This window comes from Bradyrhizobium sp. GW821-FHT12B03 (genome assembly GCF_058807535.1).
Genome location: NZ_JBXAQU010000002.1, coordinates 493,060 through 505,749, shown reverse-complemented (window position 1 = coordinate 505,749; position 12,690 = coordinate 493,060). Strand labels below are relative to the sequence as shown.

The window sequence follows — 12,690 nt, the reverse complement described above, 5'->3', positions numbered from 1 at the left end:
ATACCCCCACCCCAGCCCTCCCCCGCAAGCGGGAGAGGGAGCACATCTCCCTCGCGGCAGCCATCAAGCCTAATCCCATCATTCTCTAGGACCTCGAAGGCTCAAGCCATGGGCACAGCACCAGCATCACGGGACGTCACGTCGTACGGGATGGGATTGGCAGCGCCGCTGGCGCTGTTCTTCCTGGTCTTCTTCGTGGCGCCGCTGCTGCAACTGCTCTGGCTCTCGCTGCACAACGACACGGCCGCGCTCCATTGGGGGCTCGGCCAGTACCTGCACTTCCTCACCGACCCCTTCAGCCTCAGCGTGCTCGGCTCCACCCTGCTGCTGGGGGCCGAGGTGACGGCCGTCTGCCTCGTGCTCGGCTTTCCCATCGCCTGGCTCTATCAGCGGGTCGGACCAAAGCTCCAGACCATCATCATCCTGATCGTGCTGCTGCCGCTCCTGACCAGCGTCGTGGTGCGCACCTTCGCCTGGATCGTCATCCTGGGCCGCCAGGGTATCATCAACGCGACGCTGCAATCCCTGGGCATCATCAATACGCCCTTGAAGCTGCTCTACACCCAGTTCGGCGTCGTGATTGCGCTGGCGCAGGTGCAAATGCCGCTGATGACATTGCCGCTGATCACGGCGCTCGGCCGTATCGATCCCAATCTCGACGATGCCTCCTGCTCGCTCGGCGCCGGAAGCTGGCGCACCTTCTTCAGGGTCGTGCTGCCGCTGTCGCTCCCCGGCGTGATCGCCGGCTGCACGCTGACCTATGCCGCCGCCATCACCGCCTTCATCACGCAGTCGCTGATCGGCGGCGGGCAGATGTTGTTCATGCCGATGTATCTCTATCAGCAGGCCTCCACACTGCAAAACTGGCCGTTCGCCTCGGCGATCTCGATCATCTTCCTGCTCGCCGTGCTCGCGGTCGTCTCCGTCTTCACCACGCTCGGCCGCCTGTCGCGCGGCTATGGAGGCGCGTGATGAGCGGGCGCAAGCGCACCCTGGAGGCCATCAGCTTCGAGCTCGTGATGACCGTGATCGCGGTCATCGCGCTGGTCATCATCATCGCGCCCTCGCTGGTGGTTCTGATCGTCTCCTTCACCAGCGGCTTCTCGCTGCGCTTCCCTCCGCCGGGCTATTCGCTGCGCTGGTACGCCGAGCTGTGGGACGCCTGGCAGCTGCACTTCGCGGCCAAGAACAGCCTTATCGTCGCGCTGTGGGCGACGGGCCTGTCCGTCGTGCTCGGCGTCGCGGCGGCCCTTGCGATCTCGCGCTCGCCGACGCTGTCGGCTCGGCTGCTCGATTCCCTCTTCATGTCGCCGCTGGTCCTGCCGGCGCTGGCCTTTGGTTTGGCTGCGCTGATGCTGTTCTCGCTGGTCGGCCTGCCGGTGTCGCCGCTGACGCTGGTGATCGGCCACACCGTGGTCTGCGTGCCCTATGTCGTGCGCAACACGGTTGCGGCGCTCGCCCAGCTCGAGCCGACCCTGCTCGAAAGCTCGGCCGTGCTCGGCGCCAGCCGCCTCTATACGTTTCGCCGCATCGTGCTGCCGCTGATCCGGCCGGGCATCATCGCCGGCGCCTTCATCGCCTTCATGTCGTCCTTCGACAACGTGCCGGTCTCGCTGTTCCTGCGCGATGCCGCCACCGACATGCTGCCGATCCGGATGTGGCAGGACCTCGAGGGCAAGCTCGACGTCACCATCGCAGCGCTATCGGGCGTGCTGATCATTGCGACCGTCGCACTGGTCGCGGTGATGGAGCGCGTCACGGGCCTGTCGCGGCGGCTGACCAACTGAGGTTGATGGGATGAGCCTCGCCTGGCTCCGCAATGAAGCTGCGTTCCGTCTCCCTTTGCGGGGCAGGGCTATCGCATACGAGTGGGTAAGGCCTGAGCAAGCGCCTCGTCCTTCGAGACGACCGCTGCGCGGTCTCCTCAGGATGAGGCTGAGCGGCAGTCTTGCCTGCCGAATCACCGGCGCTTGCTCCGTCCTCATCCTGAGGGCCCGCCGGAGGCGGGCGTCTCGAAGGATGGCCCCACGCAAGCTTCCCGTCACGTTGTCCTAGGCGCCGCGGAACAGCGAAAAGCCCCAGCGCGTGAATTTCAGCGGCAGATGAAAATGCTCGTTGACATCCTTGATGCGAAAGCGGAACGGCGTCACCGTGAGAAAACCGTCGCGCTCGCCAAAGAACTCGCCGAGATGAAACAGGACCTCGTACTCGCCTGCCGTCACGCCAGCGCCCTGGGCAATGGGATGATCGAGCACGCCATTGGCACCAAGTCGTCCGTCTGCGATACGCGAAGAATCCGGATCGATCCGCCAGATCTCGACGCGCAGCCCCTGCGCGGGTCGTCCGCTTGCCACATCGACCGCGTGAATGGAAATGCCGCCTGCCACCTTGCTGTCCCTCCCCTAAGCGCGCCGCCATGTTAGACGGAAACACGGCCATTCGGCCAGCGCCCGCGCTGCTGCCGGCCCTGGCGGCGATGACCTCGCTTCAGGCCATCGTCGCCCTGGCTATGTTCGCGCCCGGCGTGGTGGCGCCGCGTGCCCATATCGAGGTTTGGCAGCTCTCGATGTTCTCCTGTGCGATATTCGCGGTCGGCATCCCCGCCTCGTTCTGGGGCGGCGGCTTCATCGCCCGGCTCGGCTCGCTGCGGATCGCAACCCTGTGCGCAGCCGCCATCGTCGCCAGCATGGCACTGGCCTCGCTCGGATCGAGCGCCGCGCTGCTGGCAGCGGGCCTCTGCCTTGGTCTTGCCATGGGGCCGGAGACGCCGGCGAGTGCGGCGCTGCTGGCGCGGCTCGTGACCGCCGAGCGGCGCGCCTTCGTGTTCTCGGTGCGCCAGACCGGCAATCAGATCGGCGCGGTCTGCGGCTCGCTGGCCCTGCCCGCCATCGCAATCTGGCTCGGGCCGGCCTGGTGCTATGCGGCGGTCGGTGCCTGCGCGCTGCTCGCGATCGTACTGTTCGAACGGCTGCGGCCGGCCTATGCCATCAAGATCGTGCCGTCGCCGAAACTCGATCTGCGTGCGCGGCTGGCGCTGGTAACCGCCGACCGGCGGATCGCGATGCTGGCGCTCGCCTCGATGCCGTTCAGTGCGATGCAGGTGTCGCTCAACACCGTCTTCGTCACGCTCGGCACCCGCGAACTGGGGCTCAGCCACATCGAGGCCGGCCTGGCGCTGGCCTGCGCACAAGCCGGCGGCCTGGTCGGCCGTCTCGGCTGGGGCTATCTCGCCATGCGCCTCGACGCCTCCCGCGCCGTGCTCGTCGTCATCGGCCTCGGCATGGCCTTCTGCGCCGCGCTGCTCGGCCTCGATGGCGCATCGCTCGGTCGCACCGGGCAATTCGTCGTTGCCGCATTGTTCGGCTTGACGGCCTCGGGTTGGAACGGCGTCTTCGTCGCCGAGATCGCCCGCCTCGCCCCGCAGGACCGGATCGGCGAGACCACGGGCGCGGTGCTGACGGCGTCCTATATGGGCCTGCTGGCCGCGCCGGCGCTGGTGTCGATCCTCGATGGCGCAGCCAGCCTCGGCGCGGCGTTCTTTACCCTGGCCTGCCTCGCGCTCGCAGGCACAATAGCGCTGGTGTGGGGAGGCCATGACAAAGCGAAAAAATAGCGCACGCGAGATCGCGGCCGACGTCACGGCCGGGCGAACGAGCGCCGTCGAGACGGCGAAGGCCGCCCTCGACCGCATAGCCGTCGCCAGGTCTTTGAACGCAGTGGTTACGGTCGATCCCGCACGCACGCTCGCCGATGCCGCCGCGGTCGACGATCGCCTGCGCTCCGGTGAGATACTTCCGCTCGCCGGCGTCCCCGTCATCGTCAAGGACAACGTCTGGGTTGGCGGCTGGCGCATCACGCAAGGCTCGCGATTGTTCAGTGATTTCGTCGCACCGCGCGATGCGATCGCGATCGAGCGCCTGCGCAACGCCGGCGCGGTCGTCGTCGGCATTGGTGCAACATCCGAATTCGCCAGCAAGGGCGTCACCACCTCTCAGCTGTATGGGCCCACGCGGCATCCGCTCGATCCCGCGCTGACCCCGGGCGGCTCATCCGGCGGCCCCGCCGCCGCAGTTGCAGCCGGCCTCGTGCCGCTCGCGATCGGCACCGATGCGGGCGGCTCCAGCCGCAGGCCGCCGGCCCATGTCGGCGTCGCCGGCTTCAAGCCGTCCTACGGCGCAATCCCCTATGGGCCCGGCTTTGCCGAGCCGTTCTTCGGCCTCTCCGTCATCGCGCCGATCGCGACCGATGTTGCCGATATCGCGCTGGCATTCGAGACGATGGCCGGCATCGATCCACGCGATCCGGATTCGGCCAGCATTGCGCAAGAGGCCCAGGACATCGCGGACTTGCGCATCGCCTTCTCGCCGCGGCTCGGCCTCGACGTTGCGGTCGATGATGTCGTCGCCAATGGACTGGTTTCCGCCATCGCGCGGCTCGCCGCCGCAGGCTTGCCTATTTCGCAACGCGATCCCGTCTGGCCGCCCGGCGCGACGGAAGATGCCATCATGCCGCTTCAGCACGCCGGCCTTGCCGCTCTCCATGGCGAGAGCTTTCGCAAGGATCCGGCCGTTTTCGACCCTGACATCGCCAGGCAGATCGAGCGCGGGCTGTCCTGGTCGGGCACCGACGTCGCCGGTGCTTTGATCGCGAGCAGCGCGATCGCCAACGCGTTCGCCGCCTTCTTCACCGGAGTCGACCTGCTGCTGGCGCCGACAGTGCCCTGCGTTGCCTGGCCATTCACCCAGCTCGGACCCGACATGATCGGCGGCCGTCCCGCCAGCCCGCGCGGGCATGCCGTGTTCACGCCGTTCGTCAATCACGCCCGGTTGCCGGCGATCTCGATTCCGTGCGGGGTGGACGCAAGCGGACTTCCCTTCGGCCTTCAGCTGATCGCCCGGCGCGGCCAGGACCGCACGCTGCTGCGCGCCGCGCGGCGGATCGAGGCGCAGTTGCAGGCCTAGCGACGACTTCGGAATAGTCGCAATATACCCCTGTTTTGCCCGACGGGTCAACTCGCGGCAAAGCCCCGCGTAAGCCCTTGATTCCACTATCCCCGGCTACTGTGCATGGGGTTGTTTTCGAACTTTGTGTTTGATCAGGCGTCCTGGCCGGCGAAAGACAGACGCAGCCGCCGCCAGCCGATGACGATGCCGGTGATGGAAAACACCAGCCCGAACGCACAGAGGCCCACGATCAGGACATCGCGCAGCCGCGGATGCGCCATGAGCATTGGAAAGTCGAGCGTGTGGAGTGCGCCGTAGACCCAGCGATAGGCCCGCCGCGAGGCATCGAGCCTCTGCACCACGCTGCCATCGGCACTGTCGATATCGAACCAGAGGTCGCCGCATCGGGAACGGTAGACGGGCGCACCCGCGACGATGGATTGCGCGGGATAGTCGTCGTTACCCGCGAGGATGGACGGCGCGTCGCAACCCGTCGCAAGGCGCCTCACCAAGCTCTCGACCTCTTGCGCGCTGAGCGCGCCTGCTTCTCGGCCATCCGGCCGAACCAGGACCTGCTTGTCGAGACCAATCCGCTCGCGCCGATAGACCGCGCCGTTGAAGGCAAACCATTCGACTTCGCGAGCCGAGGACGATATCGGCTTCCGATCGAGCGCGGCGGCTGTCGTCCAGTCCGGCAAGGCGTTCGTCACGCCGGCCTCAGCGGCGGTCAACTGCCCGCGCGAGAACAGCCGGCCATGGTCCATCGAGAGCCAGCCGCTGAAGATCCAGGTCAGCACGAACGTTGTCGCGATGAGACCGATGATATGATGCAGGGCGTGCCAGCCACGATAGGGTGAGGAGATCTGGCCTCCCCGCATCTTGACCCGCACGATCCCAAGCACCGCACCCAGCACCGCCGCGATCAAGGCCAGCAGCGATAGCGTCCAGACCACACCGTCCCACAGCGCCCAGTTGCTCCGCAGAACCGTCGGGTAGATCCAGTGCAGCACGCTGCCGACGAGGTTCCAGCCGCGCTCGCGCCGCGTCGTATCCAGCACGACCTCGCCGGTCAGCGCCGAGACGTAAGCCTCCGTTCCCGCGGCATCGCCAAGTGCGATACGGAACAACGGCCGGTGGCGATCAAAGCCGTTCGGCACGCTCCATTGGTCGTAATCCGCATGTGCAACGACAGCCGCGCGTGCCGCATCGAGCCCGCGCCGGCGCGCATGCGCCTGCGCGATGGCGAGCGCGACCTCCGCCGACGACACCGACGCGTCCTGCCCGTCGGTCGCGCCGACCGCGCGCGAACGCGAGGGCCCCGACACGACGTAGACCGGTCCGTCGCTCCGCTCGATCAGGCGTACGCGCGTGGCGTCCGCGATCCCGCTCGCAGCCACGGCATCGGCAACCGCCATGGTCATCTGGGCGCGCTCGACCGGAACAAGGCCGGCAAAACGTTCCGCTTCCGTCAGCGACGGAAACGGAACGAAATGCATCACCATCCCGGTCGCGAACCACATCGCGAACAGCAGGCAGAACGCGATCCCCAGCCAGCGATGCGAGAGGACGATCGCGCCCATCATGCGCTCAGTGCCCTACCATTTGAACGCCGCCGAGAGCTCATAGGTGCGGGGCGCGCCGAGCAGGATCTGGTCGGGATAGAACGGATCGCCCCAGATCGCATAGCGCTTGTCGGCGATGTTGCGCACACGGAAGGTCAGGCGAGCCTGGTCGACTGCGTTGAACACCGTCTTGGGGATATCGACGAAGGCGTAGACGTCGGCCACCGTGTAGGCCTTCAGCGTCACCGTGTTGGCGTCGGTGTTGTAGCGATCACCGACATGGCGGCCGGTGACGCCGACTTCCACGGGCCACGGCGTGAAGAACCGATACGACGCACCGGCATTGGCCACGATGCGCGGCACGTTCGGCGGCGTGTTGCCGGAGAACGAGCCACCGGCGAAATTGTAGTCGGCGTAGCGCGCATCGACATAGGCGATGTTGCCCCAGACGCGTAGCGGCTCGATCGGCCGCACCGAAGTGGCGAGCTCGACGCCCTTCGACTCCTGCCGTCCGGCAATGTTGAGCGCCTGCCCGCCGGCTGCCGCGTAGACGTTCTTGCGCAGGATGTCGTAGGCCGAGAATGACCACTCCGCCCGGTTGTCCCAGAACACGTGCTTGACGCCGGTCTCATAGGTGCGCGCGGTCGTCAGGTCGAGCGGCTGGGTCGGCAGGAGCAGGAAGATGTTATTGGCCGAGACGTCGGCGCCGGTCGCGTACTGGCTGAAGAAGGTCAGGCCCGGTACGGCCTCCCAGGTGTAGCCGATGCGGCCCGTCACCGGCGCCCAGTCCTTGGTGTACGGAAAGCCCGCCTTCTCCAATCCGTTCTTGTCGGTCGAGTTGCGGTCGAGCCCGATATGCTCGACGCGCAAGCCGCCGATCAGCGCGAAGGTGCGCGTCAGCTTCAACCGGTCCTCGAACGACAGCGCCTCGTTGTCGATGCGCGCGGTCTGCTGCTGGGTCGTCAGCAGGCCGTAATAGCCGCGGTCGGGATTGACCAGCGAAACGGAGTCACCGGGGAAATTTGCGGCGCCCGGCCGGACAAAATCGAGATAGCTCGAGGACAGCGTCGTGACCAGGCGGTTGTCAAAGCCCGCGATATTCGCGTCCCAGGTCAGGTCGGTGATGTTGCCGACAAGGCGCTGGCTGTGCGCCACATAGAAGCGCTCGCGGTCCACCATGTTCGTGGTGGAATTGAACGCCTCGACCTCGTTGTTGAACCAGGTCCGCTCCGCACCATAGCCATAGACCTGGCTCTTCAGCGTCAGATCGGGCGCGAGCTTCAACTCGAAGCCGCCGCGCAGCCAGACTTCTTGCGCGACATTGCGATTGTCGAGAACGTTGTAGTTGGTGTTGAACGTGCGGTCGTCGATGGTGATCGCGCCGAGATTGGTTCCGTTGTAGTTCGAGACGTAATTCCCGGAAACGATGCCGCTCGTCGCATGCGAGCCGCTGAAGGCAATCGGCACCAGCGGCGCGCCCCAATAGGCTTTCGCGCGGTCTTCCCGATACTCGATCGCACCCCAGACCTTGAGGCTGTCGGAGATGCGGTAGTTGAGCTGGCCGGAGACGTCGAGCGTCTTGGTGTTGGTGTCATCGGCAAAGCCGTTGAGCGAGGAGCGGCTGATGTCGAAGCGGTAGTCCAGCCCCTGGACGTTGGTGCTGCCGCCGGAGCCGTAATGGGCGCGGAAGGAGTTCCGAGAGTCATACGAGAAGTCTGCCTCGTTGCGGATCGGGCCGGTGTGCGGCTGCTTCGTCACGAAGTTGATCGCGCCGCCGGCGGCGCCCTCACCTGACATCAGTGACGCCGGACCTTTCAGGAATTCCACGGCCTCCAGATTGGCCGTGTCCATGATCCGCGAGGTCATGTTCTGCGGGCCGATCTTGATGCCGTTGTAGAGCGTGTTGATCTGGCTGTTGGTGAAGCCGCGCATCGAGAAGGCCGATGGCTCGGCCGGATTGTCGCCGGAGGTGACGCCAACGGCTCCCTGCGCGACGTCGGACACGGTGCGATAGCCCTGCTCGCGCATGGTCTCGGCCGAGATCACCTCGACGGTCGCGGGCGTCTCGCGCACGGTCAGGCCGAGACGCGAAGCACTTTCGGCGACCGCGTTGCTGTTGAGCGGCGTTGGCGCCGCTGCGGCGGGCTTGGGCGCTGCCGATGCGGTCACCGGCCTGCGCGCTACTGCGCGGCGCGCGCTCTGCGTGTCCCTGGCCGCCGGCCTGGCCGGCTTGCGGGATTGAGGCGGTGATACCTCGACCGGCGGTAACGGTTCGCGGGCCTGCTGCGCGAACGCGGCGGGCAGATCAAGAACCGCAAAGGATGTCAGTGCTGCGGAAGCGAGCAGGAAACGGCGCGATCGTACAATACGGATAGAAGACACGGCGGGACCTCGGTATGACGTCAGTGGCACGTCACAGCGAACGAGGTCTCACCTTGGGCTTGTCAGCCGTCCGATGAAGCCGAATGTCTGTACTCCCCGACCGACATCTTCGCGTGTGACCACGGCTGACGGCAGGTCTCCTGGCTCGCGGGTCGTCACCACCTCGTCGCCTTCCCGGGACCGAGGACCCAGTGGCATCTGACGAAGGATTATCCGCTTACAGTTGCGGGGGCAGCCGCGGCATTGGGGAAACATCCCCGCACCGCATTCCCTTTTCATCCCCTCTCGGGGGAAACCGTCGCAAGCATCTAGGATTACGATCAAGACAGAGTCAATGTGCAAGCTGCGGCGTTATTGCCACAGCGACCAACTTCCTTGGAGATGAGCATGGAAGGCGAGACCTTCCTCTGGCTGATACGGCATGCGCCCGTCGACGGCGTCAAAGGGACGATTCACGCCGCCGACGCGCCCGCGGATCTGACCGACCGCGCACAACTGGAAGCGCTGCTGCGGCATTTGCCGCGGGATTGCGCGAGCTATGCCAGCCCGTCGCGTCGCACGGTCGAGACGGCCCGCGCGCTCGAGCTCGATCCGGTGTTGGTCACCGAGTTCGGTGAGCAGGATTTCGGTGGCTGGACCGGCCGCAGGCATGACGAGCTTGCCGCAACGGGTGGCGACGCCTACGCGCAATTCTGGAGCGAGCCGGCTCATACACGACCACCGGGCGGCGAAAGTTTTGAGGATCAGGTCGCGCGCGTCCGGCTGGGACTCTCGAAGATCGAAGCTGGGCCGGCAACGCTGGTCGTGCATTCCGGCACGATCCGCGCTGCGCTGTGCATCGCACTGGACCTCGCGCCGCAAGCGGCCCTGCGCTTCGTGATCGATCCGCTGTCACTCACCAGGATCGACCGGCTGGCGACCGGCTGGCGCATCGTGTCGGTCAATCAGCGCGTGGCGTGAGCCGGATCAGGCCGGGCGATCCGGCACATTGGCCTGCGCGAAGGTCGCCATGCCGTTGTGAAGCGCGCAAGCCGATCGCACCAGCGGCAGCGCGATGGCGGCGCCCGATCCCTCGCCGAGCCTGAGATCGAGGCTGATCAGCGGCTGCACGTTCAGGGCGCGAAGCACCAGCCGATGCCCCTGCTCCGCCGATTGATGCGAGGCGAGCTGGAACGGCTGGCACGACGGATTGAGGCGCGCGGCTGCCAGCGCTGCAACCGAGACGATGAAGCCGTCAATCAGCACGGGGATGCGGGCTTGCGCAGCCGCAATGATGGCGCCGCAAATCGCCGCAATTTCGAGGCCGCCGACGGCGCACAGGATCTTTTCGGGCGACGCACCCGCAACGCCGTGACGCGCAATCGCGGCATCGATCACGCGCGCCTTGTGCGCACGGCCGGCGGCATCGACGCCGGTGCCGCTGCCCGCGATTTCCTCGGCGCTCACACCGAGCAGACTCGCCGCGATCGCTGCCGACGTCGTGGTGTTGCCGATGCCCATCTCGCCGAAGATCAGAAGATCGGGCTGGCTAGCCGCCGCGCGCGCGACCGCGCGCTGGCCAGCTTCGAAAGCAAACGCCAGCTCCGCGGGCGTAAGCGCAGCCTCGACGCTGAAATCGCGGGTGCCATTGCGCGGCTTGTCGGTGATGATGCCCGGCATCGCCTCCTGTGCCAGCGTGCCGGCATCGACGACTTCGAGCCTGGAGCCGAGCTCACGCGCCAACACCGAGATCGCGGCACCGCCGGAGGCAAAATTCGCCATCATCGCGATGGTCACTTCCTGCGGATAGGCCGATACGCCCTGCGCGACAATGCCGTGATCGCCGGCGAAGATGATGATCGGCACGCGCGCCGCGCGGGGCTGCTCGGTCGCTTGCAGGCCGGCGAGCTCGATCGCGAGCTGCTCGAGCCGGCCGAGTGCGCCAGTCGGCTTTGTCAGTTGCGCCTGCCGCACGATCGCCGCCTCGCGATGGACGACGGATATCTCGGCGCACTTTGTGGTGACCCATTCGGGGAGCATGCTGCCTCGCTTACGGCCTGCGCTTGAGAATGTAGCTGTCCATGATCCAGCCATTCCGCTCGCGCGCCTCCTGCCGGAGGGCGACAATGTGCGGGCCAACTTCAGTAAGGACGCCGGACATGATGATCTGATCGGGCATGCCGAGATAGGCGCCCCACCAGATATGAAGCCCGGCGGGATCGAGCGACTGGAATGCGGTGCCGCCGTCGAGCATCACCACCACGGTATCGACACCCTGCGGCCACCCGCCTTCCCGCAAGCGGCGGCCTGTCGTAACCAGAAAGGGCTCGCCGATGTCGTTGAGCGGCAGCGCATGCGCCGCGCACAGCGTCTGGATCGAGGTGATGCCGGGCACGACCTCGATATCAGGCAAGGGATCGAGCCGCCGCGCGATGCGCAGCGAGGAATCGTAGAGCGAGGGATCGCCCCAGATCAGCAGCGCGACCCTGCCGTCACCTTCGAGATGGCTTGCGATCGTCTGCGACCAGGTCGCGGCGACCGCATCATGCCAATCGTCCACACCCTTGCGGTAGTCCGCCTCGCCCGCGTCGCGCACGGGAAGATCGAACTCGGCGATGCGCGTGGTGTCGCTGGTCAGCACATCCGCGCAGATCGTCCGTCGCAAATCTGCCAGATCGGACTTCGTCGTCCCCTTGCGAGGGATCAGGACGAGATCAGCCGCATTGATTGCGCTAATCGCGGCGCGCGTGAGCTGCTCGGGATCGCCGCAACCGATGCCTATCAGGGAGAGCGTGAGCATCGTGAGCGCGAAGGGCGGCCATCACGGCCGCCCGTTCGCTTGTCTCTCAGGCCGCGTTATGCAAACGCGGGGTGACGAGGCCGGGCGCGGTGACGCCGCGCAGCGACTTCGCCAGCGCCAGCACGCCGAGGTCGGCCAGCGGCTCGATCACGATGACGAGCGCATAAGAGGCCGCGAAGGTCGCGATGTTGACGAGGTTGGTCGCACCGAAGCCGGAGCCATAGAGCGCCCAGAACGCAACCCAGGCGATGACGCCGGCCTGGTAGGTCGTCGACAGCGCCAGCGCCTGGCGATAGCTCAGATCGACATAGGCGGTGTTGCGGGCAATGATCCGCGTGGCAATCGCCTGGATCCCGAACAGCGGCACCAGCAGCGTCGTGACGTTCATGCCGAATTGCGGCAGATCGGGCGGCTCGAAGAAGATGCCCTGGAACAGCAGTCCGAATGCAAGGCCGAAGGCCGTGGGCGCAGCGCCGAACAGCAGGAACAAGGTCGAGCCGAGGATGAAGTGCACCTCGGAGACGCCGACCGGGAAGTGCGGCAGGATCTCGAAGAAGACGAACACGAGGCCCGTGGTGGCGAGCGTCCGCGCCGCGAACGACGTGATGCCCTGCTCGCGCACGGTCTCGACCGCGAGCTTCAACGCAACGCCGCCGACGGCGATGCCGGTTGCGTAACTCAATACGAGCTTGGCGCCCGATACGACGCCGGGTTCGATATGCATGGTTCAGTTCCTTCCTGCCGTCACACCCGACGGCCTTGGCCTCAAAACACGCACGGCCGGTCTCCTGGCTCGCGGTTCACTGGGGATCTCCGGCCTTCCCGGACCTTGCGGCCCAGTGGCTGATTGGAGCCCCTCACCGCTTACAGTCGCGGGGGCGGCTGGGGTTTTGGGCGCCACAACTGGGTCCGCCCATCCCCATTCCCGATTATGCTCCGGCGCTTTGCGCCACCTCGAGCACCATGCCCGTCCTGTGTGCCCCTTTCGCCAGCCGGGCGTCAAGGGCCGAACGGCGGAGGTGGC

11 protein-coding genes and 2 riboswitches are annotated in these 12,690 nt (G+C 66.4%); of the genes, 5 read left to right on the top strand and 6 right to left on the bottom strand.

Annotated elements, in window-relative coordinates; all coding sequences use genetic code 11:
• The first annotated feature begins 108 nt into the window (after positions 1 to 108).
• Positions 109 to 972, top strand: a complete 864-nt coding sequence (locus AC1RUR_RS06305; RefSeq protein WP_492842228.1) for an ABC transporter permease — start codon at positions 109 to 111, stop codon at positions 970 to 972.
• A complete protein-coding gene (locus AC1RUR_RS06300) occupies positions 972 to 1,787 on the top strand; it encodes an ABC transporter permease (RefSeq protein WP_492842227.1) in 816 nt (271 codons plus the stop codon). Before AC1RUR_RS06305 ends, AC1RUR_RS06300 begins: the two co-directional genes overlap by 1 nt.
• A 264-nt stretch (positions 1,788 to 2,051) precedes the next feature.
• Here the strand turns inward: AC1RUR_RS06300 and AC1RUR_RS06295 are convergent, their stop codons facing one another.
• A complete protein-coding gene (locus AC1RUR_RS06295; protein ID WP_492842226.1) occupies positions 2,052 to 2,387 on the bottom strand; it encodes a hydroxyisourate hydrolase in 336 nt (111 codons plus the stop codon).
• Positions 2,388 to 2,416: 29 nt separating this feature from the next.
• On the opposite strand from AC1RUR_RS06295, the gene AC1RUR_RS06290 reads away from it, so the two are divergent.
• On the top strand, positions 2,417 to 3,613 hold the full coding sequence (locus AC1RUR_RS06290) for an MFS transporter (protein ID WP_492842225.1): 1,197 nt from the start codon (positions 2,417 to 2,419) through the stop codon (positions 3,611 to 3,613).
• Positions 3,594 to 4,961, top strand: a complete 1,368-nt coding sequence (locus tag AC1RUR_RS06285; RefSeq protein WP_492842224.1) for an amidase — start codon at positions 3,594 to 3,596, stop codon at positions 4,959 to 4,961. Before AC1RUR_RS06290 ends, AC1RUR_RS06285 begins: the two co-directional genes overlap by 20 nt.
• 134 nt (positions 4,962 to 5,095) lie before the next feature.
• On the opposite strand, the gene AC1RUR_RS06280 is transcribed toward AC1RUR_RS06285, so the two are convergent.
• Both AC1RUR_RS06280 and AC1RUR_RS06275 read right to left on the bottom strand, forming a co-directional pair.
• Positions 5,096 to 6,526, bottom strand: a complete 1,431-nt coding sequence (locus tag AC1RUR_RS06280; RefSeq protein ID WP_492842223.1) for a PepSY domain-containing protein — start codon at positions 6,524 to 6,526, stop codon at positions 5,096 to 5,098.
• Between the two features lie 12 nt (positions 6,527 to 6,538).
• Positions 6,539 to 8,887: a TonB-dependent receptor gene (locus AC1RUR_RS06275; protein WP_492842222.1), complete on the bottom strand. Its 2,349-nt coding sequence runs from the start codon at positions 8,885 to 8,887 to the stop codon at positions 6,539 to 6,541.
• Positions 8,888 to 9,000: 113 nt separating this feature from the next.
• Positions 9,001 to 9,202, bottom strand: a riboswitch (cobalamin riboswitch).
• 72 nt (positions 9,203 to 9,274) lie between these two features.
• Between AC1RUR_RS06275 and AC1RUR_RS06270 the strand changes: the two genes are divergently transcribed.
• A complete protein-coding gene (locus AC1RUR_RS06270; protein ID WP_492842221.1) occupies positions 9,275 to 9,847 on the top strand; it encodes a histidine phosphatase family protein in 573 nt (190 codons plus the stop codon).
• A 6-nt stretch (positions 9,848 to 9,853) separates the two neighbouring features.
• Here the strand turns inward: AC1RUR_RS06270 and cobT are convergent, their stop codons facing one another.
• From cobT to AC1RUR_RS06255, 3 genes are read right to left on the bottom strand one after another with little or no spacing between them, the layout of a single operon-like run.
• Positions 9,854 to 10,906, bottom strand: a complete 1,053-nt coding sequence (gene cobT / locus AC1RUR_RS06265) for a nicotinate-nucleotide--dimethylbenzimidazole phosphoribosyltransferase (RefSeq protein ID WP_492842220.1) — start codon at positions 10,904 to 10,906, stop codon at positions 9,854 to 9,856.
• A gap of 10 nt (positions 10,907 to 10,916) precedes the next feature.
• Positions 10,917 to 11,666 (bottom strand): precorrin-6A synthase (deacetylating), encoded by a 750-nt coding sequence (gene cobF, locus AC1RUR_RS06260; protein WP_492842219.1) that lies wholly within the window; start codon positions 11,664 to 11,666, stop codon positions 10,917 to 10,919.
• Positions 11,667 to 11,712: 46 nt separating this feature from the next.
• A complete protein-coding gene (locus tag AC1RUR_RS06255) occupies positions 11,713 to 12,390 on the bottom strand; it encodes an energy-coupling factor ABC transporter permease (protein ID WP_492842218.1) in 678 nt (225 codons plus the stop codon).
• Positions 12,391 to 12,427: 37 nt separating this feature from the next.
• Positions 12,428 to 12,647, bottom strand: a riboswitch (cobalamin riboswitch).
• Positions 12,648 to 12,690: the final 43 nt, after the last annotated feature.

Bases quoted from the DNA above. Each gene is read 5' to 3' on its own strand.
- AC1RUR_RS06305 (WP_492842228.1), top strand. From the start codon at position 109: ATGGGCACAGCACCAGCATCACGGGACGTCACGTCGTACGGGATGGGA.
- AC1RUR_RS06300 (WP_492842227.1), top strand. From the start codon at position 972: ATGAGCGGGCGCAAGCGCACCCTGGAGGCCATCAGCTTCGAGCTCGTG.
- AC1RUR_RS06290 (WP_492842225.1), top strand. From the start codon at position 2,417: ATGTTAGACGGAAACACGGCCATTCGGCCAGCGCCCGCGCTGCTGCCG.
- AC1RUR_RS06285 (WP_492842224.1), top strand. From the start codon at position 3,594: ATGACAAAGCGAAAAAATAGCGCACGCGAGATCGCGGCCGACGTCACG.
- AC1RUR_RS06280 (WP_492842223.1), bottom strand. From the start codon at position 6,526: ATGATGGGCGCGATCGTCCTCTCGCATCGCTGGCTGGGGATCGCGTTC.
- AC1RUR_RS06270 (WP_492842221.1), top strand. From the start codon at position 9,275: ATGGAAGGCGAGACCTTCCTCTGGCTGATACGGCATGCGCCCGTCGAC.
- cobT (WP_492842220.1), bottom strand. From the start codon at position 10,906: ATGCTCCCCGAATGGGTCACCACAAAGTGCGCCGAGATATCCGTCGTC.
- cobF (WP_492842219.1), bottom strand. From the start codon at position 11,666: ATGCTCACGCTCTCCCTGATAGGCATCGGTTGCGGCGATCCCGAGCAG.
- AC1RUR_RS06255 (WP_492842218.1), bottom strand. From the start codon at position 12,390: ATGCATATCGAACCCGGCGTCGTATCGGGCGCCAAGCTCGTATTGAGT.